General features: G+C 52.6%; 21 protein-coding genes and 2 pseudogenes. 6 read left to right on the top strand and 17 right to left on the bottom strand.

The window, feature by feature from the left end:
- Nucleotides 1–53: 53 nt before the first annotated feature.
- The 3 genes and pseudogenes from K7X24_RS13890 to K7X24_RS22095 all read right to left on the bottom strand — a co-directional run.
- A pseudogene (locus K7X24_RS13890) lies at nt 54–146 on the bottom strand (hypothetical protein); the annotation flags it as partial.
- Nucleotides 147–344: 198 nt separating this feature from the next.
- The gene (locus K7X24_RS13885; protein WP_224555378.1) at nt 345–1433 is read right to left on the bottom strand and encodes a hypothetical protein; all 1089 of its coding nucleotides are present in this window, start codon (nt 1431–1433) and stop codon (nt 345–347) included.
- A gap of 60 nt (nt 1434–1493) precedes the next feature.
- A pseudogene (locus K7X24_RS22095) lies at nt 1494–1716 on the bottom strand (helix-turn-helix domain-containing protein); the annotation flags it as partial.
- Between the two features lie 15 nt (nt 1717–1731).
- Between K7X24_RS22095 and K7X24_RS13875 the strand changes: the two are divergent.
- Nucleotides 1732–1914, top strand: coding sequence for a hypothetical protein (locus K7X24_RS13875; RefSeq protein WP_224555456.1), 183 nt, complete (start codon nt 1732–1734; stop codon nt 1912–1914).
- Between the two features lie 12 nt (nt 1915–1926).
- Here K7X24_RS13875 and recD read toward each other — a convergent pair whose 3' ends face one another.
- The 8 genes from recD to K7X24_RS13835 all read right to left on the bottom strand — a co-directional run bounded on the left by recD (nt 1927) and on the right by K7X24_RS13835 (nt 15791).
- Nucleotides 1927–3786: an exodeoxyribonuclease V subunit alpha gene (gene recD, locus K7X24_RS13870; protein ID WP_224555374.1), complete on the bottom strand. Its 1860-nt coding sequence runs from the start codon at nt 3784–3786 to the stop codon at nt 1927–1929.
- On the bottom strand, nt 3783–7364 hold the full coding sequence (gene recB, locus K7X24_RS13865; protein ID WP_224555373.1) for an exodeoxyribonuclease V subunit beta: 3582 nt from the start codon (nt 7362–7364) through the stop codon (nt 3783–3785). The genes recD and recB overlap by 4 nt, the downstream gene beginning before the upstream one ends.
- A complete protein-coding gene (gene ptrA / locus K7X24_RS13860; protein WP_224555372.1) occupies nt 7361–10297 on the bottom strand; it encodes a pitrilysin in 2937 nt (978 codons plus the stop codon). The genes recB and ptrA overlap by 4 nt, the downstream gene beginning before the upstream one ends.
- Before the next feature lie 96 nt (nt 10298–10393).
- Nucleotides 10394–13792, bottom strand: a complete 3399-nt coding sequence (gene recC, locus K7X24_RS13855) for an exodeoxyribonuclease V subunit gamma (RefSeq protein ID WP_224555371.1) — start codon at nt 13790–13792, stop codon at nt 10394–10396.
- Nucleotides 13793–13848: 56 nt separating this feature from the next.
- Nucleotides 13849–14244 carry a prepilin-type N-terminal cleavage/methylation domain-containing protein gene (locus K7X24_RS13850; protein ID WP_224555452.1) on the bottom strand — a complete coding sequence of 132 codons (396 nt, stop codon included), beginning with the start codon at nt 14242–14244 and terminating at the stop codon, nt 13849–13851.
- Entirely contained in the window at nt 14231–14686 is a 456-nt protein-coding gene (locus K7X24_RS13845; protein WP_224555370.1) for a YgdB family protein, read from the bottom strand. The genes K7X24_RS13850 and K7X24_RS13845 overlap by 14 nt, the downstream gene beginning before the upstream one ends.
- The gene (locus K7X24_RS13840) at nt 14683–15294 is read right to left on the bottom strand and encodes a prepilin peptidase-dependent protein (RefSeq protein WP_224555369.1); all 612 of its coding nucleotides are present in this window, start codon (nt 15292–15294) and stop codon (nt 14683–14685) included. The genes K7X24_RS13845 and K7X24_RS13840 overlap by 4 nt, the downstream gene beginning before the upstream one ends.
- The gene (locus K7X24_RS13835; protein ID WP_224555368.1) at nt 15288–15791 is read right to left on the bottom strand and encodes a prepilin peptidase-dependent protein; all 504 of its coding nucleotides are present in this window, start codon (nt 15789–15791) and stop codon (nt 15288–15290) included. The genes K7X24_RS13840 and K7X24_RS13835 overlap by 7 nt, the downstream gene beginning before the upstream one ends.
- 222 nt (nt 15792–16013) lie before the next feature.
- Between K7X24_RS13835 and K7X24_RS13830 the strand changes: the two genes are divergently transcribed.
- Both K7X24_RS13830 and K7X24_RS13825 read left to right on the top strand, forming a co-directional pair.
- A complete protein-coding gene (locus K7X24_RS13830; protein ID WP_224555367.1) occupies nt 16014–16568 on the top strand; it encodes a hypothetical protein in 555 nt (184 codons plus the stop codon).
- Between the two features lie 21 nt (nt 16569–16589).
- Nucleotides 16590–16826 carry a hypothetical protein gene (locus tag K7X24_RS13825; protein WP_224555366.1) on the top strand — a complete coding sequence of 79 codons (237 nt, stop codon included), beginning with the start codon at nt 16590–16592 and terminating at the stop codon, nt 16824–16826.
- 41 nt (nt 16827–16867) lie between these two features.
- Here K7X24_RS13825 and thyA read toward each other — a convergent pair whose 3' ends face one another.
- From thyA to rppH, 4 genes are all read right to left on the bottom strand, one after another.
- Nucleotides 16868–17662, bottom strand: a complete 795-nt coding sequence (thyA, locus tag K7X24_RS13820; RefSeq protein WP_211026381.1) for a thymidylate synthase — start codon at nt 17660–17662, stop codon at nt 16868–16870.
- A 36-nt stretch (nt 17663–17698) separates the two neighbouring features.
- On the bottom strand, nt 17699–18565 hold the full coding sequence (lgt, locus tag K7X24_RS13815) for a prolipoprotein diacylglyceryl transferase (RefSeq protein ID WP_224555365.1): 867 nt from the start codon (nt 18563–18565) through the stop codon (nt 17699–17701).
- Nucleotides 18566–18880: 315 nt separating this feature from the next.
- Entirely contained in the window at nt 18881–21127 is a 2247-nt protein-coding gene (ptsP, locus tag K7X24_RS13810) for a phosphoenolpyruvate--protein phosphotransferase (RefSeq protein ID WP_224555363.1), read from the bottom strand.
- Nucleotides 21128–21139: 12 nt separating this feature from the next.
- On the bottom strand, nt 21140–21673 hold the full coding sequence (gene rppH / locus K7X24_RS13805) for an RNA pyrophosphohydrolase (RefSeq protein ID WP_224555362.1): 534 nt from the start codon (nt 21671–21673) through the stop codon (nt 21140–21142).
- Between the two features lie 696 nt (nt 21674–22369).
- Here rppH and mutH point away from each other — a divergent pair.
- From mutH to K7X24_RS13790, 3 genes are all read left to right on the top strand, one after another.
- Nucleotides 22370–23065: a DNA mismatch repair endonuclease MutH gene (mutH, locus tag K7X24_RS13800; RefSeq protein ID WP_224555361.1), complete on the top strand. Its 696-nt coding sequence runs from the start codon at nt 22370–22372 to the stop codon at nt 23063–23065.
- A gap of 212 nt (nt 23066–23277) precedes the next feature.
- A complete protein-coding gene (locus K7X24_RS13795) occupies nt 23278–23496 on the top strand; it encodes a YgdI/YgdR family lipoprotein (protein ID WP_224555360.1) in 219 nt (72 codons plus the stop codon).
- 205 nt (nt 23497–23701) lie between these two features.
- Nucleotides 23702–24763 (top strand): NADP(H)-dependent aldo-keto reductase, encoded by a 1062-nt coding sequence (locus tag K7X24_RS13790; RefSeq protein ID WP_224555359.1) that lies wholly within the window; start codon nt 23702–23704, stop codon nt 24761–24763.
- A gap of 59 nt (nt 24764–24822) precedes the next feature.
- On the opposite strand, the gene K7X24_RS13785 is transcribed toward K7X24_RS13790, so the two are convergent.
- Nucleotides 24823–25536, bottom strand: coding sequence for a DUF2884 domain-containing protein (locus K7X24_RS13785; protein ID WP_039490339.1), 714 nt, complete (start codon nt 25534–25536; stop codon nt 24823–24825).
- Nucleotides 25537–25650: 114 nt separating this feature from the next.
- A complete protein-coding gene (locus K7X24_RS13780) occupies nt 25651–25995 on the bottom strand; it encodes a YggL family protein (protein WP_010299679.1) in 345 nt (114 codons plus the stop codon).
- Nucleotide 25996 lies beyond the last annotated feature (1 nt).

Here is a 25996-nt window from a genome sequence, read left to right as displayed (position 1 = left end):
TCAATAACGCTTCTCGTGGCCGACCGTAAAGTCGGCCACGATCTTTCATCCGCTTATGGCTGCTTGCCAAACTCACAGCTTAATGTTGTCCACTTCCTTGCCTGTTCGCTCAGCGTAAATCCAAGCCCCAGACGATCGGATACCCAGTTCAGCCGCAAGGGCTTTGAGTTTCTTTTCGTTCATTTTTTGCCTATCTCCGCTATTGGGATGAACATACCAAAAACAGGCAATTACACAATTTAAATTACAGTCGCCAAAACGCTATGCCTGTCGCTTTTTCTGGGGATTCGTCAGCCCGTTGAGACCGCTGCAAGCAGCGTTCAAACCTGCCTCTGGCAGATTTGTCAGTCACTCGAATCACTTACCGGAGGAAATACTCTATCCTCTATTTCTTCCAGAATTTGATACCATTCATCCTCACCAGTTTCATTCATATCAAATTTATCATTTGGATCGGCATTAAAATATATTTCACGTAAATTATTGATATCAATTGGGTAAAACACCTGAGCTATCTCATCCCATAAAATATTTTCAGAGTGGATATCATTGTGTATTATTTCGAGCTTGTTTAACTTCTCAATCATATCAACAAATCGCTGTACAGCATCAGCAGGCAAAGAGCTAGAGGGTAACGATCCTAGTGTTTGTCCTGGTATTTTGTACATTCTTACATAAACATTTCCAGCTTCATCCAAAAGGACAGTTGCAGCGCCTTCACCATAATAACGATTAAACATTTCAGCTTCGTGCGTGGCAACCTTTGTAGAATTAATATTTTCATTACTAAAATATTTTTTTATTAAAAAATCTTTATCATCCGCGTCTAAAAACACTTCACCAAATCCACCCTTTCCAAGTTCACCACCCAAATTAAATTTTATTTTACCTTGTGGGAAATCAGGTTTCATAAGTAAAATGGTTTCAACTACTTCCTCCGGAGATCCATCCATGCGAGGCCGTTTTTTGAATCGGCCAGCCCATTCTGGGATCATTCCCATTTGTTCAACTTCAAGTGCGAAACTATAGTCACTGTAAAGGGAATCTACTGGGAATTGATATTGCGTAAGCAACTCCCGCGCACTGTTTTCTGTAAATCCATCCTGCTCTTTGAGTACGCTGATGGCGGTTTTTCTCTTTCGTCCCCCCAGAGCAGGCTGTGAAAAAATGATGTCAGCTTGGTTATTGCTGAAAGTAGGGTGTTCATTATGCGTGCTAAGATCCCGTAATGTTAGCTGTCCTGACAGACGGGGCAGGGTCTTCGATGAGTTTCCCACATGTGTTAATACCAGAGGAAGCTCGGGCTGCTTATTTTGTGAAGGGTGATTACCTCTGTTTATAACAGGAGTAATATTGCCTTTCCCTTCTTCCTCACAAAGTTGATTCTGATAAGCCCCGATTGTAACTCCGTGCTGCGACGCTGATATTGGCATGATTCATCCTTTTAGTTAAAACAAGAATTAGTCACACCTTTGCGTCTGCATTACTACCAGTTAACGATTATCTCGATCATTTTTTACCTCCGACAGTGATAGGCTCTGTATTAACGTCCAGTAAACCGTTGGCCGTGAAACTGAAAATAACTCAGCCAGATCGCTGATAGAATATTCACCGGTTTTATGCATTCGGAATAACTCCTTTTGTTGTTTACCAGACAGCTTTGGTTGTTTCCCCTCGTAATTTCCCTTTTGCCTAGGCAATGGCCATACCTTCGCGGTAATTGCTGTTGTCGTGCCGCAGATCAATAACAACATGTTCGTTGATACCGTTCAGGCGATTACCACCGTCAGGATCGATCGCTGGAAGATCGGCACCGACGCAGCGGCCATGCTGGCAGAAAAGATTGAGGGGAAAAGCGTGCCCTCCCCCATCATGGATATCGGTTTTTCGCTGATTGAGCGTGAGTCCGCCTGACGTTATCCTCCATCAAGGACGCATCATTAGTGCGCTAATTCTCTCTTCCAAGCCGCTATAGCGCTGCGTTGGCGTTTTCACCGCCCGGCAGAGAATGCGGACATCGGTATAGAGTGACAAACGCTGGCGCGCACGCGTGATAGCGGTATACACCAGCTCCCGCGTCAACACCGGTAAATAGTGGTTCGGCAGCACCAGCGCCGTATGATCGAACTCCGATCCCTGCGATTTATGCACCGTCATCGCATAGGCTGTGTCATGCGGCGGCAGACGGCTTGGCGTAACGTCTTTGGTTTCTCCATTCGGCAAGGGGAAAAATACGCGCAGCTCCCCACTTTCCCCTATCATGGCGATACCGATATCACCATTGAACAGACCCAATGCGGCATCGTTACGTTCAATCATGACCGGTCGGCCGGGATACCAGCGGTTAAGCGGATTACGACTGCGCTGAATCAGCCCTGACTGATGCAAAGCCTGCTCAATACGCTGATTCAGTCCTGCTACGCCAAACGGCCCTTCACGCAACGCGCACAGCTGGCGATAACGTTGGAAAGCAAGCAGCACGGCATCCGGCGTTGCGCCCGCAGCAACAAGCTGTAGATAATCACGATACCCTTCGACACACTGTGCCAGCATGGCCTGATACTCTTCAGCCTCGGTTAACGGGCTACAGGTGATGTCGGCAAACTCACCGTTCAGCACGGCACGCACGCGAGCATCATCACCGCCGTTAACCGCCAGCGCCAGTTGTCCAATACCAGAATGCGGATCGAAACGGTAGCTCCGGCGTAACAGACAGATACTGTCACTGACCGTCGGCTGCCCTTCAGGGCCGCTGTCATCCAGCGTACAGCCCGTCAGGCGTTGCAGTTGCTGCGCCCGCGCACGGCTATAGCCAGCTTCGGCAAAACGACAGATGTCACCTAACACCGCCCCCGCCTCGACGGACGCCAGTTGATCGCGGTCGCCCAGAAAGATAATTCTGGCGTGTGGCGGAAGCGCGGCAATCACATTCGCCATCATCGGCAGATCGACCATCGATGCCTCATCCACAATCAGCACATCCAAATGCAGCGGGTTGTCCTGATGGTGACGCAGCCGCTGGCTGTCCGTCACCGCCCCCAAAAGGCGATGCAGCGTTGTCGCTTCCTGCGGAAACGCTTCCCGCAACCGAGGATCCACCACCAGACGGTGCAGGGCCTGCCCCAGCGACTCCGTGAGCCGCGCAGCCGCTTTCCCAGTCGGTGCAGCCAGTTGAATACGTAACGCGTCTCCCGTATTCAGCTCAATCAGCGCCGCTAACAACTTAGCCACCGTCGTGGTTTTCCCCGTTCCCGGCCCGCCAGAAATAACCGCAATGCGGCGCGTCAACGCGACAGCCGCAGCCACCTTCTGCCAGTTAATCTCTTCGTCCGTGTCAGGAAACAGCCGATCCAAAACCGCCCGAATTGCAGGTTCATCGACGGGGATCGTATCGCGCTCGCTGGCGATAAACCGCGCCACGCGGCCTTCACTCTGCCAGCTGCGCTGTAAATACAGCTTTTCTCCTTGCAACACCAGCGGTGTCGGCTTGCTGCCGTCGCTGACAGCATCGGACGCCAGTAAACGCGGCTGCCATGCGGCAACCGTGTTTAGTCCTGTCCCCGCAAGCAACTGTTGCGCCAGTTCAGGCTCGCGGCCGTCAAACAGCGTCTGCGCCTGCAAGTTCTCCAGCGGTAAACACACATGCCCCGCCCCCGAGTGCGCACTCAGGCAGGCGGCAGCCAACAGCAGATCAGGCTGCGTCTCATCCGCCAGCATTCTGGCGAACTGAACATCCAGCGGGCGCAGCAACCGCCGCGCCAGTGCCGTTTCAAGTAACGCAATCATGAGGGAATTCCTGTATCAGCACCGTCAGGCGTCTTTCCCTTAAAGAGCGCATCCAGCCCGAAAACAAATTCAGCCGAGGGGCGAAAAGTAAAGATGCCATTGCCAAGGTGAGACGCTTCGACGCCGCGTAAAAACAGATAAAATACCCCGCCAAAATGGCGCTCATAGTCATAATCCGCAATGCGATGACGTAGATAGCGGTGCAAAGCCAGCGTGTAGAGCTGGTATTGCAGGTCGTAGCGGTGTTCGGCCATCGACTGCATCATGGCCGTTTGGGTGTACGCGCTGGCATCAGGGCCGAGCCAGTTGGATTTATAGTCCAGCAGGTAATAGCGCCCTTCCCAGCGGAACACCAGATCGATAAACCCTTTCAGCATGCCTTTCACCTGCTGAAAAGAGAGCGCCGGACACCGCGCGGATAGCGGATCGTGATGCTTTGCCAACCGATCGAGCTGCGCCGCCTGTATTGGTGCGTCAATCGGTATGTAGAACTGTAATTCGGCCTGTTTATCGGCGTTATCCAGCGCTGACAGCATAATCCCTTGATCGTTAAGCGACGTATGCAACAGCGTATCCATCCACGTCTTCAATACAGGATTCCAGTGCGCTTCAAATCCCTGTAGCTGCAACTGCTCAGCCAGCCAGTCATCCTCAACGGGCTGAGTGAAATCCAGCGTTTCAAACAGGCTATGCAAAAACGTTCCCGGACTCGCGCCACGTGGAAACGTATGCGGTGTCAGTTGGGTTTCATCCGCTTCCTGACGCTCGCCTATCGCTTCGATATCCAGACGCGGCACCAGATCCTGTGCGCTTGCAGAACCATGTTGCTGAAGCCCCGAATAGCTGGTTACTCGCCAGCCGTCGCGTAGTTGGCGTTCAATGTGACGAGCCCGCAGCTCGGCCAATTCTGGTCTATCTGGCTGCCAACGCTGTTCTTCCGTTGCCTGTAGCGGTGTTAATGCGACACCGTCGCCAACCATGCCTTCCAGCTCGCTGACTAACGTTGCTGCCTCGGCCTCTTTGCCACGTTGGAGTAAATAGCCCAGCGCGCTCTGGTGCATATCGCTGCTGCCGTCTTTCTTACGCGATCGCTGAACGGGGGCGACGCCCACGCTACAGTGATAGATAGAACGGGTCAGCGCGACATACAGCAAGCGTAAATCTTCCGCCAGCCGCTCTTCTTCCGCCAGCGTCTGGCTTTCTTCATTATTTTGCAGGTCCAACACGGCCTGATAGCTCTCGCGATCGTGATAAACGCCCTGATCCTGCACGCGAAAATTACTGATGAAAGGCAGCCACACCAGCGGATATTCCAGCCCTTTCGATTTGTGAATCGTCACGATCTGCACCAAATGACGATCGCTTTCCAGACGTAGCTGCTGATTCTCTGCCTGCGGATTAGGTTGGACAATTTGTTGTGATAGCCAGCGCACCAGCGCATGTTCGCTATCAAGCGTTGCCGAAGCATCCTGCAATAATTCACCGATGTGCAAAATATCGGTAATCCGGCGTTCGCCCTCCGCACTCGCCAGCAGGTTCTCCGCCAGCTGATGTTGACTCATCAACGCCCGCAGCATCGGCAGCACGCCGCGCTGACGCCATAGAGCCCGGTAGCCCGCAAATTCATCCACCAGTTCATCCCATGCGGCTTCGCTTTGCCCTAATGCATCAACCTGTTCGGCATCCAGTCCCATCAAGGCCGTCGCCATAGCACTGCGTAACGTGCGCTCCTGTTCCGGTGCCAGCACCGCCTGCAACAGCCACAACATATCGCTGGCTTCCGGCGTACTGAATACGCTGTCTCGATTGGATAGATACACCGAGGGAATGGACAAACGGCTCAGCGCATCACGAATCAGCGAGGCTTCACGTCGGCTACGCACCAGCACGCTCATGTCAGATGCCCTGACCAAACGGCGAGAATCGTCGGTGATCAGCCAGGCTTCGCTACGCTGGCTGGCCGCCAGCCAGTCACGAATCTGCGCCGCACACTGGCGTGCCATCCGCTGCTGATAATCTCCTACGCCAATCGGTTCCGAACCCGTTAGCCAGAATTGCAGCGCAGGCTGCGGCTGCCCCGCGACTTCAAACACCAAACCGCGCTTAGATTCAGCCGGCTTGACTGGCAGAAAAGGGATGTTTTGGAAAATAAAAGGATTTTCCAGACGTTCAAACAAGCGGTTAACGCCGCGAACCATCTGGTGCGACGAGCGCCAGTTTGTGCCCAGCGTATAGTGTGCAGCCACTTCTCCGCGCGCATGCATATAGGTAAAAATATCCGCACCGCGAAACGCATAGATAGCCTGTTTAGGATCACCGATGAGCAATAGTCCACACTGCGGTTGCCCGACATAAAGCGTGCGGAAAATACGATATTGTTGAGGGTCGGTATCCTGAAATTCATCGATCATCGCTACCGGATAACGCTCACGAATGGCACAGGCAAGCTGTTCCCCATTCGGCTGTTGCAATGCGTCATCCAGACAGCTCAGCAGATCGTCAAATCCCAGTTCTGCACGCTGCCGTTTTTCCTCACGCACCGACTCCCGGATCGCCGACAGCGCGCGGACAATGACTACATCACGCAGCGACAGCGGCGCTTCAAGCAGCCGTTCGGTCTCCTCAAAGAGGGCATGAACAGGCGGCTCGCCTTTCTTCGTTTTCTCTATTAGCGTTTGCTGGGCAAATCTCACCAGATCTTTCGGCAGTTGATAATCCAGCGTTGGCTGCTCTGCCCACAGCGTAACTTTCTGTAGCCAGTTGGGAAGATGCTTACTGCTGTAGCTGCGTTTATCGACACCAGAAGCGCTAATCAACGCTTCCAGATCCGCTGCTGACGCCAGCCAGCGTTGTTTGTACGCGTCGATCGTCATCACGATCTTCTCATGTCGACTCAGCAGCGTTTCATCTTCTTCTGGCGGCAAGCGGAACGCAGGCGCTTCACCATGTAGATAAGGAGCCAGATCGGCCAGCAGGCTTTCCGGCCCTTTCCACTCCAGACCGACAATCCGTGCAACTTCTACCGGCAGCGGATAACAATAACGACGCCAGAAATCGGCGCAGGCCTGACGGCGCAGCGGCTGTTCATCTTCTATCAGCACCTGTTCAAAAAGCACGCCGGATTCAAACGCATTGGTACTGAGCATACGCTGGCAGAAGCCATGGATCGTGTAGATCGCCGCTTCGTCCATTTGTCGTTCGGCCGCCAGTAAGACATCCGCCGCATCGCGGTGGTCCGAAATCTCCGCCAGCAACTGCCCTAGCGAAGTATCTTTAGGCTTCTCCGCCTCTTCACCCTGCGCGCTTTTACGCAGGCAGGCGATGCGCAAAGCGTGGATTCTGGCACGAATACGCTCCCGCAGTTCTTCGGTCGCGGCCTCCGTAAAGGTCACAACCAGAATTTCCTCGACCAGCAGCGGACGTGGATACGCGGCTTGCTTGCCCAGCCCTAGCAACAGACGCAGGTAAAGCGCAGCCAGCGTATAGGTTTTTCCCGTTCCGGCCGACGCCTCAATCAACCGCTCCCCCAGGAGCGGCAACGTCATGACGTCTAATGATTGCGGCGCGGCATTTTTCATTCTGCTGAAACCTTACCGACAGCTTCCGATGCTGCTGGCGCAGGGATCATCGTGGGCGCTTTCTCACGCGGTAACGTTTTCTGCAATGAAGACGCATCCGCGTAGGTATGCCATCCTTTCGGTGCGGCATAGTCGGCTTTACCATGATGGCTACCGGAAACCTGCGACAGAATAGCCAGGCCTTCAGGCTTCAGCGCCTTCTGGAAGAAGTCTGCTAGTTGCGCCACCGTCAGCGGTTTGATTTGTTCGAGCAGTTTCTCACGTGAATCAAAAGCGAAGTTTTCCTGATCCAGATCGCGACGCAGTCGGCTGGCCTCTTCGCCTAAGGTTTGCGGACGCTGACTCAGTTCATTCATCACGCCTTGCTTATACTGCGTGAACTCTTCTTCACTCATTTCACGCAGTCGTTTTTGCGCTTTCAGGTAAAAATCTTCATAACGCTGATACAGATAAGCAGGCTGTTTGCTGTTGCTTTGCAGCAGGAAGGCGATGCCCATCTGTCGACCGACCGTCGTTGGGAAGGCAAACACCGCGTAACCCAGCTGCTCTTCGGTTCTCAGTTGGCTATAGAACCAAGGCTGAACGATCTGCCCCAGCACCGAGCTATACGCCATGCTTTCCGTTTCCGAATAACCCGTCGGTACATACACCGCCGCTAACGCAGAATCCGTGCTGCTTCCCGGGCGCTGGAGATTAGCAAGCTGCGGCTTACTGACTTTGACATCATCGCTGCGCGACAGATTGTCGCCACCGGCCTTCAGATGCGTTTTCAGCGTGTTCGCCAGCTCGGTGACTCGCTCTGGAGCCAGATTGCCAACGACCAGCATTTCCGGCGTGGCTTTTTGCAGCAGGTCTTTGCGATAGTTAACGACGTCCTGTAAACGGATATCCTTCAGCAGGTTACGACGTTCTGCGCGCTCAAAGTAAGGCAATTGCGATATCGCCTGAACCGGCTGTAACGCCTGTTCAAAGGCTTTTGATTTCTCTACCCCATCCAGCTGCTGTATGTACCAGGATTTCGCCTGCTCCAGCTGTGCTTCCGTCGAGGTAAAGGAGGCGTAGCCATCCGCCAACGTCAGCAGCAACCGTGGCAAATGTTGGGTATAGCCATTGGCGCTAATCACCAGACCATCATTGCTGCGGGTGGAGAAACTGATGCCGCCGATCGAAGCCTGATAGCTGAGTTCATCCAGCGCCAGACCTGCCAGATAATCGTTTAACGCAAACAGCACCTGATTACGGGCGGTACTGCGCGCTTCCTGATTACGCAGGAACAGCGTGATTTCCGCTTTCGGTTCATCGGCAAAGTAGTGGCTTGGCATATACAGCACGCGCAACCCTGGCTGATTCAGCAGGAGCGTCGGTTTGGTCATCGCCTTATCGGCTTTGATCAGGGAGAAATCATCCGGGATATAGGGGTTGATCGTCGGCAACGACAGTGACATTTTCTGCCCCAGCGTTTTCCATTTTGCGAATGTTGCTGACGGGATCTTATTCATCTCGTACGGCGCATCGACAAAGTAGGCCACTTTATTATGTGGCTCATTCGGACTGATGACCCAAACGCGCGCGTTCTGCGGCGTCATCTCATCCAGTCGAGCAGCGATAGCCTTCGGATCGTAGCGATCGGCAACATACTGGGCATCCAACGTATGTTCGACCGGCACACGCAGCATGGTATCAACCAACCATTCGATGTAGTCCATATCACGGCTGATGGACGGATAGCGGAAATCCAGATCCAGAACATGCGCGATCTCATCAAAATAACGCTGCTGAATCCCTTCTGTGCGGATTTGTTGCAAGTAACGGAATATCGCAGCGATCACTTCATCACGCTGTGCCAGACCTTTATCGGTCAGCGAGGCTGAAATAGCGAACATGCCGCCGTTACGGTCGATGATCGGCGAAGAACCTGCACCGATAGATTCAACCAGCCCTTCCTTTTGCAACCAGTCAGAGAGCGTATTCTGGCTGCGGTTGCCGATCAGATAGCTAATATAGGTATCCGTCTTGCTGCGAAACGCCTGGCTAATATCGCTGACGCGAAACTCAATGCGCATCTGTTTTCTCGGCTGAGCAGGAACATAGTGAATCATTACGCCGCGCTGCTTTTCCGTCGCCACAGGAACGGTAACCGCAGGAACGCTGGCGTTGTGATTGGGAATGCGCCCGAATGTGTCGACCGCCAGTTTCGCCAGTTCAGGCAGAGGTTGATTGCTGTAAATCACCCCTTTCATCAGGTTGGCTGAGTAGTATTTCTGATAGAACTTCACCAGCTCATCATGCAGTTTACTGCCGGGTTTATCGCTCAGGGTTTCAAGATTGCCCCCCGAAAAACGCGCGCTCGGGTGCGCCGGGTTCAGCGTCTCAGCCCCCACCTGCGCCATGCGGTGACCGTCACGCGAACGCGCCATCGTTAATTCCGCATTGACCGCATTACGCTCGCGATCGGCATTCACCGGGTCGAGCAGCGGCTCCGCAATTGCATCCGCCATCCGATCGACGGCGGGCCGCAGCGCATCATTTTCCACTTCCAGATAAAACGCCGTGCGGTAAGACGCCGTGCTGGCATTGTGGCTACCGCCATGCTTTTTCAAAAATTCGGACAGCGCCTCTGGCTCTGGGTAACGTTTCGACCCCATCAGCACCATATGTTCGAGGTAATGCGCCAATCCCAGTTGATTATTGGGATCGTCCAGTGAGCCAATAGGCAGCGCCAGTGATGCCAAAGATTTGGGTGCCTGTGGATCGGAAACCAGCAGAACGGTCATTCCGTTATCCAGTTTGATCGCCTGATATTGCCGCGGATCTTTTTCGCTTTTTCGAATCGTCTGAGCCAGCGGCTGCCAGCCCGTCTCAGCCCAACTCGCCGGAAGCCAGAATGTGAATAAAAGAAACCACCCGGTAATCCAGACCCACTGTTTACGCATGCAATTCTCCAACCTCATATCCATCACTTTTCACGTTGCAGTGCGTTATCTTCTCGCACCTCGAAATCTATTCGGGCATCATCCAAAGCAAGCCCATCAAGCCAGATTAAAGCGGAACGGTGGCAGTAGCCAGATTTGCGCCGCTTCAATCACCTCATTCATTCGCTTTTCATCCAACTCACGAATAATGCGTTGCAGGTAATAATCCTCACCTTCACCCCGCATTCCCATGTTGCCCTGCCAGGCTTGCAGTAACCGGGTCCGCGCTTTGTTCTGCGCGTCCTCATCCACCCGCAGGCTATCGCTTTCACGATCATAACATTCAGCTAGCCAGGCGCTCCCTGCTTTATTTAGCAATAACAGCGGCTTGCTCATTCCCTGACGATATCCATCCAGCATGACAGCCAGATGTTCTCTGGCCTGCGCTTCCGACAAGGCAGCAAAGCGCCACGCCGTGTCTTCCCGCCCATACAGTCGGCTTTCACCCTGTCCGCCCGTTGCGCAGTAGGCCAGATGTTCCAACCACAGCGTAATGCCATCCTTCATAGAAAGTGTGCCCGGACGCCAGCGCAGCAAACCATCCGGCTGAACCTGATTCAGCCAGCCACTGACGCGCACGCCGTCAAGGAGGATATCCACTTCCCGACTAACCGACAGCGAAGGCGTTAATTCATCGCGTACACGCGCAGCCAACTGCGCCATCTCCTGCTGCTGTTCCTGCCAGTAAATTTCGCCGAACGCGCCATAGGGCAACTCACCCGCGGCTCTGGCACGACGATACAGTTTTTCGGTATCGCCTTCATTAATCAAGGTATTAAGCAACTCGCTATTCAATTGATAGCGGTTAAGGCTATCAACCACAAAGGGCTCTTCATCCAACAGCTCATCGCTGTGCAGCCTAAAACTCACGCCAAGCCGCAGCTGAAAAAAGGCTCGCACAGGATGGCGATAAAAACGCTTCAGATCGTCCAGACTCACATCCCTATCACTCGCTCTTTCGGACAAGGCTTCACGATCGAAATCAGGCTGAGCTTCCCCTTTTTGGTTCGCCGCTGCCAGCCACTCTGCCGCAAAGCTCAACGGCTGCGGTGAAGACAGGAAGTTATTCGCATCAAAAGGCATCCGGCTATGTTCGCGGCAAAGGTGCTTCACCACGCGCTCCGCGCTGCTATCGATATCCAGCGCTTCATCACCCGGCAGGACGTAACTTTGTGCAATGTATTCCGTCAGTTCGCTGACCAATACGGAAGGATAGTGTCGCGTATTATCCTGGATCGAGCGCCCGATATAGCTGATATAGAGTTTGTGCTGCGCCGACAGGAGCGCCTCAAGAAACAGATAGCGGTCATCATCACGTCGGCTACGATCGCCGCGCTTGATTTTCCGCCCCATCAGATCGAACCCGAGTGGCGGCAGCGTTCGGGGATAAACACCGTCATTCATACCCAACAAACACACGACCTTGAACGGGATGGAACGCATGGGCATCAGCGTACAAAAGTTGATCGAACCGGCCAGAAAACGCTGGCTGAGTCGCTCCTGATCGAGACGCCGTGACAGTTCATCACGTAACCGGGAGATCGGCACCTGTTGCGGATAATGCGCCATCGTGCCCATACCAATCACGTACTGCCACTGTTTTTCTACCAATGCCAGCGCCGCTTCCGTCTCGCTGTCAGCATCAAAGAAGGTTTCGATCAGCTCTCGGCACAGCGGTAACCAGTCAACAAGCACACGTGGCTGAGACAGACACTGACGCCAGTGGTGGATCTGCATCAGCAGTTCGGCCAGTTGACCAGCCAGTTCGGCAATCAGGCCGCTGGATTCATCGTAAGGCAATACGCCCTGCCAGTCGCCGACCTGGCTGTCCATCGCATAGCCCAACAGCATTCTCGTCAGGCCAAAACGCCATGTATGTTGCCCCGTTGGCGGTAGCATCAGATCGCGCACGTTGTCGTCATCCAATCCCCAGCGCACACCTGATTCCACTACCCACAGGCGCAGACGACGTAGCCCTTCTTCCTGAATACCGAAACGCGCAGCCAGCGCGGGCACTTCAAGCAATGCCAGAACCTGTTCTGCCGTAAAACGGCTCGTCGGTAAATCCAGCAGGCTGATTACCGCCTGCAATGCGGGATGCGCATGTCGCGCACGCTGATCGGAGATGGCAAAAGGCAGATAGCGGTTATCCGGCGCATTACCAAACACCGCCTGAATAAACGGCGTATAGCTGTCGATATCCGCCATCATCACAATGACGTCGCGCGGCATTAGCTCAGGATCGTCGGCCATCATGGCCAGCAGCCGATCGTGAAGCACTTCAACCTCACGCTGCGGGCTATGGCAGGCGTGAAAATCAATCGAACGATCGTCAAGAGCCAGCAGGCGTTTTTGCATGCTGGTGTTCTGCGTTTCGTGGCTGACGGCCACCACCGCGTGATCTTCCAGCTCAAGAATGTCGCGCTGCAAGGTTTGCAGCAGGTTCTCGCCATCCGACTCCACAAAGGCGTCGATTTCCTGCACGCTATCCAACTCAGCCAGCAGATAAAGGTTATCGCGCCCCAGCTTTCCCCACGATGCCAGCAAGGGGTTATTAATCGACTGTTTACCGTCGTCGTTGAACAACGTTTCTGCCTGTGAGGGATCGCGAAATAACGCGCGGGTTTCATCAGTCTGCTCGCCGTCAAAGCGATGTAGGCGACGGTGGCGGGCTTTTAGCTTCGCCAGGAATTTATAATCCTGAATGTCACTCCAGTAATGGCGACAAGGATTGGTAAATAGCAGATGCACGTCAATATGCTGCGCCAGCGCGTTCAACGCCTGTAAATAGATAGGGGGTAACGCCGAAATACCGCAGATAAAAACGCGTGGCGGCAGGCCTTTAGGGCACGATTTTGCCTGCTCTAACGCAGTAATAAAGCGTTGATACAGAATCGCATGGTGCCATTCGGGCTGCGCCAGTTCGCGAGTGTAGTCAACCAACGCACGCCACAGTGCCGATTGCCACAGCTGGTTGCCACCGAGATCGTCAACCTGTTTCCCTTCTTGCCATGCCTTGATCCACTCAGGGCGATAAATCAGATATTGATCGAAAAGATCCGCTACGCGTCCAGCAAGCTGATGCAGCTTGCGCTGGTTATCGTCATCCTGCAAATAGTGGTTAAGGGCCGCAAAATCAGGCTGTGCCAACAAATCGGGCAGCAAATGCATGAGCTTCCACGTCATCGCATCCTTACTGAAAGCGCTTTCTTTTGGAATATCCGGCAGCACATAGCGACACATATTCCACAAAAAAACACCCGGCAGCGGGAATTGAATATTGGCAGCAATGCCGAAGTGTCCAGCCAGTTCAATTTGCAGCCACTGTGCCATCCCCGGGCTTTGCACCAAAATCACTTCCTGCTGGAAGGGATCCGCAAGCGGCTGACGTTTTATCAGCTCAACCATCAGTCTTTTCAAGATATCTAACTGATTGGAGTGATAGATTCTAAACATTCTGGCTCCTGCTACCGCTGCTTACGATTGATAATTCATAGTTTACCCAAGTATGCCTACCCAACAGGCGATGGCAGGCAAAACCAACGGTTTAGTGTAGCCTGATAGCGGCGTGGCGTCATGACTCTTGCCGTTACCTGACGGCATTCTCCATTCTGTCGCTGCTCCGACACACTAAACTGCCAATTTTTACTCGCAAGAGACGCAATATTATCCAGATCGGACGGGTGATACGGCATATCCGCTTCATAGGCCTCCAACTGTTGCATCGCAAACCGCCAGGCCTGACGCTGCTGCAACTGATGCTGAAATGATTGCTGCAAAATCTGGTGATATTGCAGTAGCCCCATCAGCGACACGGCGAACAGCAGTGCCGCCACCAGCGTCTCCGGCAGGCTGAAACCAGATTGACGACTCCTGAGCCTGTTGTTCATTGCGCTACTCCGTTGCATCACAGCGTGCGACATCTTTATCCGGGCAAAAGTCTAACCAGCCGTTACCCAATGGTTGAATCGCAATCTGGCCCGACGACAGTGCCGAAAAGGATACCCGTTGGTACAACGCCAACAGTCGCGCTGAAGCAGGAAGAGTTCCTTCGCCACGCAGTAATCCTTGCTCCCCATCCGAGGCCGCACGCAGGCACACTACGAGCTGTTCTGCCGACAGCCGCTGGCACTGCCAGCTTTCCGTTAACGTGTCCCAACGCTGCCCTCTTCCCCAGTTCAGCGAGGACAATGCCTGATTGAACGCTCGCAGATAGTGTCGCTCATCGTTCCCCACCTGAATGGCAGTATCAAGCTGGCGTTGCAAACCGGACATCAACAACAGGCCAATCATGGCGATAAGCAGCACCATAGCTAGCGTCCCGCTTCCTTCCTGGTTGCTTTTTCTCATTGATTACGTCCGAGAATAAGGCGAGTGATATGTTGCCGAACCGCAGGACGTTTGACCCAATAACCAGCCAGTTGCAATTCATACAGCGCCACATTATTTTGCGCAGAAAGACGCTGTAGCCGGAACACCGTGAGCACCACTTCCTGCGGATCAAACAGTTTTTCCCATCTGTCGCCCTGACAGCTGTGCGCCCCGCTTTGAATTTCCAATGACCGACTGCGCAGGCGATAGCCAAAAGACTCGGCATCCTGTTGTTCCCCACCATCCCAAACCCCATTTCGGTTCAGATCGTAAGAAACATTCAGACAGCTATTTTCCGCCTCCCCCGGATACTTCCCTATGCTGATTGCCTTTCCCTCACAGGTTCCCGCACAAAAACCTGCCCGACGGATGTCTTTCTCAATTCCCATGGCGACCTGACTGAAGAGCTGCTCCAGCCGGAAAAGCTGTGCGCTGTCCTGACTTTGACTACGCAACATAGGATACAGCTGTGCCGCCGACAGCATAATCAGGCTACCTAAGCTCAGCGCTAACAGGATTTCTGGCAGCGTGAAGCCACGCTGCTTACTCCTCAACCTTGGTTGCCTCAACACGATTTGTTTCAGCATAGGGGAATCGCGAGGACAGCCTGCGACTCGCTGCACAGACGCATGCGCCCTCTCACCGAGATGATGAGGCGTAGCTGACCCGCAGAATTCGACAGCGAGATGTGCCCAGCCAGTGCCGCGTTACGTAAGCCAAAGAACGTAAAAACGTTGCTTGTGAACTTTTCCAGCACCACATTCTGCGTGCGGCGAACGAACTGTCTCGGATGGTTCTCACGGCACGTATCCTCTGCCTGCTTTTCATTCTGCCCTGCCACCATGCACCATAATTCTCCCTGCGGTATGAGCTTCGCTGTGCGGGTTTCGTTATGCCAGTAGGCATTCGCCTGAACCCGACTCAAAAAGTCCAGCAGTTGCTGGGCACTCTGCTCCAAACGAATTGCCTGCTGATACTGAATCCAGCCATGCAAGCCGCCACCCGCCATTAGCGCCACAATCGTCAGCACCACCAATAATTCAAGCAAGGTAAACCCCCGCTGTTGCCGATTTCTTATTTTCATGGCGTCAGGATAATGAGTCTTATCAGCAAAAACAGCGTGTTAACGACATTCTACGCAGCGGCTCGCAGTGTTTTACTGCAACGATGTAACAACAGAAAAAGCGTGCGGGGAGATAGGGAAAACGAGGGAATAGCAGGAGAAAGCACGCAGTGAAGGAGGTAATGTCACACCCCGAGTAAGTCGGTGACAAGGAGGAATCGAACTCAGGATAAGGAGATCGAAATGAAATCAACAACAGTGAGAGAAAATGGGACCTCAGCTCTGGAAGTGGCAAATCGTTACTTTAGTATGGTTAACCTTGGTATGTCAGTTTCCCCAATGAATCAGGATGATGTTGATTGGTGCATTGCTCTTGCCAGAGAAAGCGATTTCGATATTGACTGGCGTTTGGCAAAAATGAGTCTTTACGCTGATAGTGAATTCGGGTTTATCTTTAAGATCGATGCTGATATACCAACAACAAAACCCGACGGGGCTTGTGTTTGTTCGTTCAGTACAATAAACCATATATTAAGCATTGAGTTACTTCAGAATTTCTCAAAAAGGGGTTCTATTCTGGATGGGAAAATGTTGACCTATTGTTTAGTCATCATCCTATTTTTTCTTATCAAGGTGGAAGGTGAAGGCGTTTATATTCAAAGCCCAGTCAATGAAAAAGTTGCTGATTATTATATCAAAAATCATCAATTTTTAGATATAAGCGGAGATAAATCTATCCTCTTTCGCTCGGCAGATGATTTACTCAACTGGTTCATATCGTATTCAAAGCGGGGATAGCACATTGAGGAAGAGTAAATAATGCGCGACAATGTGGCTAATAAATCGTCATTTTGCGAGGTAGTTATGAATAAAGAGCCGACAGATTACCGTGCGACGGTGTCATCTCAACAGATGAAATCTCATGCTGGCCGCAAAATGCAAATTACCAGTGAGGAAGAATTATTTACTCTCATGTTTATCGCGGCTGATGGGATTAAAAACTCCCCAGCACCATCGATTCAGGAAACGGTAGGTCCGTTGCACGAAAAGAAATAAAAAAGGCCGCATTACGCGGCCCTGAAAAACATGGGAGAGGCTTAGATCGCAACCGGTGCTTTGATGGCGGGATGCGGATCGTATCCCTCAATTTCAAAGTCCTCGAAGCGGTAGTCGAACAGCGTATCCGGGCGGCGCTTAATCACCAGTTTAGGCAGCGCACGCGGTTCACGGCTCAACTGTAAATTCGTCTGTTCCAGATGGTTGTTGTACAAATGCGTGTCGCCGCCAGTCCAGACGAAATCACCAACGTCGAGATCGCACTGCTGCGCCACCATATGCACCAGCAGCGCATAGCTGGCGATATTGAACGGCAAGCCGAGGAAGATATCGCACGAGCGCTGATAAAGCTGGCAAGAGAGTTTGCCATCCGCCACGTAGAACTGGAAAAACGCATGGCACGGTGCCAGCGCCATTTTGTCCAGCTCACCCACGTTCCAGGCTGACACGATAATACGGCGAGAATCTGGATCCTGTCTCAACTGGGTCAGGACATTCTTCAACTGGTCGATCTCACGACCGTCTGCGGTTCCCCATGAACGCCATTGTTTACCATAAACCGGCCCCAAATTACCGTTCTCATCCGCCCATTCGTCCCAAATACTGACTTTGTTTTCATGCAGATAAGCAACATTGGTATCGCCGTTCAGGAACCAGAGCAATTCATGGATAATCGAACGCAGGTGGCATTTTTTGGTGGTAACCAGCGGAAACCCGTCCTGCAAGTTGAAACGCATCTGATGGCCGAAAATAGAACGCGTGCCCGTGCCAGTGCGGTCGGCTTTCGGCGTGCCTTCTTCAAGCACTTTCTTCATCAGATCCAGATACTGTTTCATACTACCTCACCACAAAAATTAAAAAAGGACAGCGGATTATTGCTGTGCAGGCTGACGGCGATAGGCCCAGACCATCATCAGAATACCGGCGATAACCATCGGCAGTGACAGGATTTGTCCCATGCTGAACAGGTCGCCGAACAGCCCCAGCTGTGCATCCGGCTGGCGGAAGAATTCGGTAATAATTCGGAACGAGCCGTAACCGATCAGGAAAAGCCCTGAGACGCTGCCCATCGGCCGAGATTTACGGATAAAGAGATTCAGAATGATAAACAGTGCCACACCTTCCAGCATCATTTGATACAGCTGGGAAGGATGACGCGGCAGCATGCCATACTGATTGAAAATCGCCTGCCACTGCGGGTTGCTGACGGCCAGCATCATATCTTCGCTACGCGAACCCGGAAACAGCATCGCCCACGGTGTATCCGTCGTCACGCGTCCCCACAGTTCGCCGTTGATGAAGTTGCCCAACCGGCCTGCGCCAAGCCCGAAAGGAATCAAAGGAGCAATAAAATCCGCAACCTGGAAGAAATGGCGTTTGGTGCGATGAGCGAACCACAGCATGACGCAGATCACGCCCATTAAGCCGCCGTGGAACGACATGCCGCCATCCCAGACTTTGAACAGGTAGAGCGGGTTTTCAAGAAATGACGGGAAGGCATAAAACAGGACATAGCCCAGACGCCCGCCGACGAAGACCCCAAGGAACCCCATATACAGCAGGTTTTCGACTTCATCTTTGGTCCAACCGCTACCCGGTTTATTCGCCCGACGCACCGCCAACCACATGGCAAATACAAAACCCACCAGATACATCAGCCCATACCAGTGCAGCGCCAGCGGGCCAATTGAGAAAATCACTGGATCAAACTGAGGAAACGCCAGATAGCTTGTCGTCATCATTCACCACATATTTTATTGTGTTATCCCTGCTTTCGGGATCGTCATTGATAGGCAAAAGGCAGGAGAATGAATCCGTTCCTGCAAACCGCGGTGGCGAATCATAGCATACGCACCCGCGCTCGTTGCTTGCTGAGGGGAAAAGTTCTGTAAAACATTTATACTCGTCATACTTCAAGTTGCATGTGCGTTGGCTGCGTTCAGTCACCCGAATCACTTACTTAAGTAAGCTCATCGGGATTCCTTCGCTTGCCGCCTTCCTGAAACTTGAATTATTTAGAGTATGTTCATAACTAAGGATCGCACCGCGACGAATTAGCGTCCGCCGCGAATCAAGCCGCCCAATCCACGCTCTTCCATGAAAATCGCCGCCCACTGTCGGACTTCCGTCGCGCTCTGTGCATTCAGCAATTGCTTCACCAACGCCTGCGATTCAGCCAGCGTAATTTGGCGCAGCAGATATTTAATTCGCGCCACACTGCGCCCGTTCATACTGAACGAGCGATAACCCAGTCCGGTCAGCAGCAGTGCGCCGAGCGCTTCTCCCGCCATTTCACCGCACACGGAAAGCGGAATGTTATGTCGCTCACACTCGACGGCGATCATATTCAACGCCTGCAACATGGAAGGATGCAGGCTGTCATAAAGCGATGCCACATGAGCGTTGTTACGATCTACTGCCAGCAAATACTGCGTCAGATCGTTGGTGCCAACCGAAACAAAATCGATGCGAGAAGCCAGATGGGGGAGCAGGAACAGCATCGACGGGACTTCAATCATGATCCCAATTCGCGGCTTGGGCTGCGGGAAGCCCAGTAATTCCTCCACTTCGCCTGCGGCCTGATCGATCAGGCGACGCGCTTCACTGATTTCATCCAGACTGCTGATCATCGGCAGCAGGATGTTGAGATTGCCACTATGCGCGTTGGCACGCAGCATGGCGCGCACCTGAATCAGAAAGATTTCAGGCTGATCGAGCGTAATACGAATGCCGCGCCAGCCGAGACACGGGTTCTCTTCGCTGATAGGCAGATAAGGCAGCGGCTTATCTGCGCCGATATCCAACGTGCGCAACATCACTGGGCGCGTTGGATAAAGCGCCAACATGCTTTGATATTGCGCCATCTGCTCATCTTCGGACGGAAAGCCGCTTTGCAGCATAAAAGGAATTTCTGTGCGATACAGCCCCACGCCATCGACCTGATTGATAAAGCGTTTTTCGTGCTCGGCGCTCAACCCTGCATTCAGCATGACCTGAATGCGCTCGCCGCTTTTCAGCACGGCAGGCTGCTCCATTTCGCCTTCGGCCAGGCGGGTCAGCTCATTTTCTTCCGTCAGCAGGCGCTGGTATTCCTGTACCAGCACGGGTTCAGGATCGACCAGCAGCTCGCCGCGATAGCCGTCAATGATCAGCAGGCGCTGATGCAGCATGTCAGGCTGAATGTCCGCGCCCACCAGCGTCGGAATACCCATCGCACGGACGAGAATCGCCGCATGCGAATTGGCAGCGCCGTCATACACGACAACACCAGCCAACCGCTCCGGCGGCAGTTCCGCCAGCAGCGTGGCCGTTAATTCGTCCGCTACGAGGATAAAACGCTCAGGCCATTGCCCCATGATTTGCGCGTTATCGTCGAGGTGGAACAGCAGCCGTTGCCCCAACGCACGCAGATCGCCGGCACGCTCGCGTAAATAAGTATCCTGCAAATTGGTGAACTGCGCGGCAAAGCGCTCGATTACCAGCTTCACAGCCCACTCGGCGGCATTGCCCGCATCCACTTCCTGAAAGAGTTCACGCTTTAGCCGCGCATCATTCAGCAAGTGCGAATACAAATCGAAAATCGCCGCGCTCTCTTTCTGCGCGCTGGCGCTGAACCGCTTGCTGAAGCGACGGAATTCCGTCGTTGCCTCTTCCAACGCCTGCGTTAAACGAGAACGCTCGCGCTCACTGTCCAGACTCGATGCGGGGAAAACCTGTTCCAGAGAAGGCTGGGTACAATCCTGCCAGCCGGGGGCAATCGCCACACCCGGTGCAGCCACCAGCGCCTTAACACGCGTCTGGCGGTATTGACCGAAGAGCGTTTTTATCTGCGAAAGGGAGAGAATAGCGGCCATCTGCGTGGCCAGCGTCACCATGAACGATTCTTCGTTTTTATCAAACTGACGATGTTCACGCTGCTGCACCACCAGTACGCCCAGCAGGTGGCGACGGTAGATAATGGGAACGCCAAGAAAAGATCGGAAATGTTGCTCTTTCACGGCGGGGATATATTTGAAACTAGGATGTGCACGAGCATCAGCCAGATTGATGGGCTCAGCACGTTGCCCGACCAGCCCGACAATGCCTTGCCCAAACGCAAGCGTAACCGTGCGCCCGCGCGGTTTTTTCAACCCGCGCGTTGCCATCAGGTAATAACATTGACGATCGTGATCGGCCAGATAAATGGAACAGACTTCCGTGTCCATAGCCTGACAGGTCTCATTGACCAGAATGTCCAGCGCATCACTAAGGCGGGCCGTTGCCGCAACGTTTTCGACAATTTCTCGCAAGCGCGTGAGCATAATGTGCCTGAATTACCCTCTTTTTCGCCGAGGACCGGATGGGGTAACCACCCGAGCCGCAACACTCTCCTGAAGCAGTATCACCGGGTTGATAAATTCCTTCATCACGCGACGATACACATCTCGCTTAAAAGAGACGACCTGACGTACCGGATACCAGTAACTCACCCAGCGCCAGCCATCAAATTCCGGCGTGCCGCAGCTCTGCATATTGATATCCGACTCATTACACATCAACTGTAGCAAAAACCATTTCTGCTTTTGGCCGATACAGACCGGTTTTGTATCCCAACGCACCAAACGCTTTGGTAATTTATAGCGTAACCAGTTACGGGTAGATGCCAATACGCGCACATCCTTTTTTCTTAACCCGACTTCTTCAAACAGTTCGCGGTACATCGCCTGCTCAGCACTTTCACCGGGGTTAATCCCCCCCTGCGGAAACTGCCAAGAATGTTGACCATAGCGCCGGGCCCACATCACCTGCCCCTGCCGATTACAAATTACAATACCAACGTTTGGGCGGTAGCCATCATCATCGATCACCGGACTACCTCGATAAACATCAATGCAAAGATGACCTGATTGTTTCACACTCCCGTCAGGCGGTAAACCACTGCTTAGAAAGCATGTGATACGAATAAAAGTAAGATAACCCACAGACAAGTTCAAAGTTATAAACATGTAAAGACCAGAATCGGCAATTTATTCACTTTTTCTGTGGACATCTTTGTGCAGAACCCATGAAGAAGTGAGTAAAACTCATTTTTCATGAAGAAAAAAAATTACTGCAAATTAAAAAATAGTGCTTTTTATTCATAAAATTACAAACCATTTTACTTGAAATGGCGAACCCTGATTTTTTGTTCAAATGGCATACAACGCAAAGTTGGCGAAAGATCGCACTATGCCGATTTTATCCACAGGCAATACCTCAAAGTCAGGCAATAAATAGGCAAAAACAGCAAAAAGGCCGGGCGTCAAGGCTGTAAATCGAACCAGTAATTCATGTTTATGTGGGTTATCCAAGAAATCTGTGGATAACCTAGTGTAAGATCCTGTTTATTGTCGGTAGCTATACGTGCACAGTTTGCAAAACGGTGTTAAGTGATCGCTATCACACTAAAAAAAAGCACTACGAATCATGCTATTATTGTTTTTCTCCACAGTCTTCCAGACTGTGCATTGGTATTCTCCACACATTGTATTTTTTTTGAGCGGAAAAACATCGGGCTATACGCTATGAATTCACCCACGGTTCACACGACTGCGCCGCCAAGTGAGCACACGTTGCTGGAGCGCGCGCAATCCCTCGCGGGTTATAATCTCGCGGAATTAGCGGACATCGCCCGCCTGCCCCTTCCAGCCAACCTGAAACGTGATAAAGGCTGGATTGGTATCTTGCTGGAGCGTTTTCTGGGCGCAAGCGCAGGCAGCAAGCCCGAGCAGGATTTCCCCGACATCGGCGTTGAGCTAAAAACCATTCCTATTGATGAACAGGGCAAACCGCTGGAAACCACGTTCGTCTGCGTCGCACCGTTGACAGGCAACAGTGGCGTAACGTGGGAAAGCAGCCACGTACGACACAAGCTCGCGCGGGTACTGTGGATTCCGGTGGAAGGCTCGCGACACATTCCGCTGGGGGAACGCCGTATTGGCACGCCGCTGATCTGGAGCCCCAATGAAGAGGAAGAGGAACAGCTGCGCTGCGATTGGGAAGAGTTGATGGACTTGATCGTGCTTGGCCGAGTAGAAAGTATCACCGCCCGACATGGAGAAGTACTGCAACTACGCCCCAAAGCGGCAAATAGCCGGGCATTAACTGAGGCGATTGGCGAATTTGGTCAACCGATTCTGACTTTACCGCGCGGGTTCTACCTGAAAAAAACCTTCACCGCGCCGCTATTAGCCCGCCACTTTATGCAGCTTGAAGTATGACGAATATCTCTTCACGACAGCACACTTTCGCTTGCCTACGGCACCGAACTGGCAGAGCATAATATCGTTGGCATTTCGTTTATGGTGTATTGATCCAATGTTTGATTGGATTGTTGATACAAACGCATTTTTTCCATTATTCCTACGTTATCCCCCGCAGGCATTTGCTAGACTCACTTTAAAATTTTGCATTTGTTTAATGGGTTAATACGATGAAAAGACGGATGAAAATGGCGGTAACACTGGCATTATTATTCCCCCTTGTGGGCTGTTCCAGTCACTACGTGATGGCGACAAAAGAGGGGAAAATGCTCCTGACGCAGGGAAAACCAGCGTTGGATAAAGATACTGGGCTCCTCAGCTATACCGATGAAGAAGGTAATCAGAAACAAATCAACAGCGACCAAATTTCCCAGATCGCACAGCGCTAGACTCAGCTTTAGCCCGATATTCCCTCCATCGGGCGACGTCTTCTGGCAAAATCCTGCTGACGGCAACAGAAGAGACTTCCCCACTCGCCGCGGCTTCGTTATAGTCAAATTCAGGTGTGTCTTCCCAAAATCATTGGAATCGCAGCAAATCATGCGGAGATGACGGGAAATACGCCTGCTATTTTCAGACATAAGGAAGCTGGCAATGCAATATCACCGTATTCCCCATAGTTCTTTAGAAGTGAGCGTACTGGGCCTTGGTACGATGACCTTTGGCGAACAGAACAGCGAAGCAGACGCTCATGCCCAGTTAGATCACGCCATTGCCGCAGGTGTTAACCTGATTGACACAGCAGAAATGTACGCCGTTCCTCCTCGCCCGGAAACACAGGGGTTAACCGAGAGCTATATTGGCTCCTGGCTGAAATCCCGTGGCGGACGTGAAAAATTGATTGTGGCGAGTAAAGTATCCGGCCCGGTACGCGGAAGCGATCACAGCATCCGTCCGCAGCAGGCACTGGACAGGAAAAACATCCGCGCCGCGCTGGATGCCAGTCTGCAACGCCTGAATACTGACTATATCGATCTCTATCAGTTACATTGGCCACAGCGCCAGACCAATTGCTTTGGCAAGCTTAACTATCAATATACTGATGACAAACCGCAATATACCGATGACAAACCGGTAGTGACGCTGCTGGAAACGCTGGAAGCGCTGAATGAGCAGGTGCGTGCCGGTAAGATCCGCTACGTCGGCGTCTCCAACGAAACGCCGTGGGGTGTGATGCGCTATCTGCATCTGGCGGAAAAACACGATCTGCCGCGTATCGTGTCGATTCAGAACCCCTACAGCCTGCTGAACCGCAGTTTTGAAGTCGGCTTGGCGGAAATCAGCCAGCATGAAGGCGTGGAACTTCTCGCCTATTCGTCACTGGCGTTCGGTACGCTGACGGGTAAATATCTGAACGGCGCGAAACCGGCCAATGCGCGTAACACGTTGTTTAGCCGCTTTACTCGCTATACTGGCCCGCAGGCTCAGGCGGCGGTTGCTGAATACGTAGCGCTGGCGCAAAAGCACGGTCTGGATCCGGCGCAAATGGCATTGGCGTTTGTACGCCAGCAGCCGTTCGTCGCCAGTACGCTGCTGGGCGCGACGACACTGGAACAGCTGCAAATCAACCTCGACAGCCAGAACCTGACGCTGGACGGTGAGATCCTTGACGAGCTGGAAGCGATCCACCGCCGCTTCACGTTCCCGGCACCATAAACGCAAAAAACCGGGCATCGCCCGGTTTTCTTTAATGCGTTGTACAGAACGTTGAACGATTACTTCAGCGTCTGCAATAGACTCTTGCGCTGGTTTTCCAGCGATGTGACGCGGCTACATACGTCATTGCCGAAGCGCTGGAACTCCAGTTCCTGATTATTCCACTCGGCCTGAATCGCTTTCTGCAAGCCACCGAGGTTGCCCATCATCGCCTGTAGCGGGTTACCGCCGCTGGACATCTGTTTTACGCCCATCTCGTTCAGGCTGTCCTGCAAGACGCCGCCCATGCTTTGTTGCACGAGCTGTTTGCCATCTTGCTCAACTTGCTTAATCGCCTGATGGTGGAATGTCAGGCCATCGCTGCGGTGTTCGATAATTCGGTTCATCTGCTGCTTGAGCTGTTTATCCAGCGTAGTCAGACGATTGCGCACATTGCTGTCGCTGCCAAGCTCTTGCACGATGACGTTATCCAGCGCGACTCGCGCTTTTTCAAGATGCTGCTGCGCACCCTGATCGATCCACGGCAGTTGCTGGCGTAAATCCGCCTGATAGGCTTTGGCTTTCTGGCGTTGTTCGGCGTTCAGGGTCAGCGGCGTACCGTTACGGACAATATCGCCCTGCGGGGAGAGTTGTAAGTTGCCGCTGGCACCCACGACCTGTACGTGTTGCGGACTGATGACGATGTCGTCCTGCGGATTCACGTTGCACTGGTAGGCCGCCTGCGCTTGCCAGGACAGCAACATCAATAAACCCAAGGTTATTTTACGCGACATATTTTCTCCTGAAGAAAACAACGGCAGTGGCGGGAGAGCGGCAATCCGCCCTTTGATGAGGCGGATAACGCCTGAGCCAGAATCAGCTCAGGCATGCCTTGATAAGACCAAGGATTACAGCAGGTGTTCTGGCAGATCCCACCAGATATCGAACAGGTTGCTGACTTTTACGTCAGTCAGTTTCTGCTCTTCCAACCAGCGGCTAACCAGTTGGCGATGTTCTTCGGTGCAGTGACCGATTTTTTGCAGACAGATCAGGCCTTCCCAGAGCAAATAACCGCTGCCTTCGAATGCCAGTCCTTGTGGTTCAATGACGTCGTCAACGAACTTATCCATCAGCTTATCGATATCTTCGACGCTAGTGCCTTCTGGAAAGCGGAAGCTGACAGAAAAACCTAATTCCTGAAACTCATCAATGTGAAGTTTTTTACGTAAACGACGGCTACGAGCTTGTGCCATT

The organism is Pectobacterium versatile (genome assembly GCF_020166435.1).
In the GTDB taxonomy this organism is placed as follows: Bacteria; Pseudomonadota; Gammaproteobacteria; order Enterobacterales; family Enterobacteriaceae; genus Pectobacterium; species Pectobacterium versatile.
The sequence above is the reverse complement of the archived record's forward strand: the minus strand, read 5'-3'. Positions and strand labels throughout refer to the sequence as shown.

What these genes read in the sequence shown, in the direction of transcription:
- recD (WP_224555374.1), bottom strand. Translation starts at nt 3,786, where the DNA reads ATGATTGCGTTACTTGAAACGGCACTGGCGCGGCGGTTGCTGCGCCCG.
- recC (WP_224555371.1), bottom strand. Translation starts at nt 13,792, where the DNA reads ATGTTTAGAATCTATCACTCCAATCAGTTAGATATCTTGAAAAGACTG.
- K7X24_RS13850 (WP_224555452.1), bottom strand. Translation starts at nt 14,244, where the DNA reads ATGCAACGGAGTAGCGCAATGAACAACAGGCTCAGGAGTCGTCAATCT.
- lgt (WP_224555365.1), bottom strand. Translation starts at nt 18,565, where the DNA reads ATGACGACAAGCTATCTGGCGTTTCCTCAGTTTGATCCAGTGATTTTC.
- K7X24_RS13885 (WP_224555378.1), bottom strand. Translation starts at nt 1,433, where the DNA reads ATGCCAATATCAGCGTCGCAGCACGGAGTTACAATCGGGGCTTATCAG.
- K7X24_RS13825 (WP_224555366.1), top strand. Translation starts at nt 16,590, where the DNA reads ATGCGCGACAATGTGGCTAATAAATCGTCATTTTGCGAGGTAGTTATG.
- K7X24_RS13785 (WP_039490339.1), bottom strand. Translation starts at nt 25,536, where the DNA reads ATGTCGCGTAAAATAACCTTGGGTTTATTGATGTTGCTGTCCTGGCAA.
- ptsP (WP_224555363.1), bottom strand. Translation starts at nt 21,127, where the DNA reads ATGCTCACGCGCTTGCGAGAAATTGTCGAAAACGTTGCGGCAACGGCC.
- K7X24_RS13840 (WP_224555369.1), bottom strand. Translation starts at nt 15,294, where the DNA reads ATGCTGAAACAAATCGTGTTGAGGCAACCAAGGTTGAGGAGTAAGCAG.
- K7X24_RS13845 (WP_224555370.1), bottom strand. Translation starts at nt 14,686, where the DNA reads ATGAGAAAAAGCAACCAGGAAGGAAGCGGGACGCTAGCTATGGTGCTG.
- K7X24_RS13795 (WP_224555360.1), top strand. Translation starts at nt 23,278, where the DNA reads ATGAAAAGACGGATGAAAATGGCGGTAACACTGGCATTATTATTCCCC.
- recB (WP_224555373.1), bottom strand. Translation starts at nt 7,364, where the DNA reads ATGAAAAATGCCGCGCCGCAATCATTAGACGTCATGACGTTGCCGCTC.
- ptrA (WP_224555372.1), bottom strand. Translation starts at nt 10,297, where the DNA reads ATGCGTAAACAGTGGGTCTGGATTACCGGGTGGTTTCTTTTATTCACA.
- mutH (WP_224555361.1), top strand. Translation starts at nt 22,370, where the DNA reads ATGAATTCACCCACGGTTCACACGACTGCGCCGCCAAGTGAGCACACG.
- K7X24_RS13835 (WP_224555368.1), bottom strand. Translation starts at nt 15,791, where the DNA reads ATGAAAATAAGAAATCGGCAACAGCGGGGGTTTACCTTGCTTGAATTA.
- K7X24_RS13780 (WP_010299679.1), bottom strand. Translation starts at nt 25,995, where the DNA reads ATGGCACAAGCTCGTAGCCGTCGTTTACGTAAAAAACTTCACATTGAT.
- thyA (WP_211026381.1), bottom strand. Translation starts at nt 17,662, where the DNA reads ATGAAACAGTATCTGGATCTGATGAAGAAAGTGCTTGAAGAAGGCACG.
- K7X24_RS13790 (WP_224555359.1), top strand. Translation starts at nt 23,702, where the DNA reads ATGCAATATCACCGTATTCCCCATAGTTCTTTAGAAGTGAGCGTACTG.
- K7X24_RS13830 (WP_224555367.1), top strand. Translation starts at nt 16,014, where the DNA reads ATGAAATCAACAACAGTGAGAGAAAATGGGACCTCAGCTCTGGAAGTG.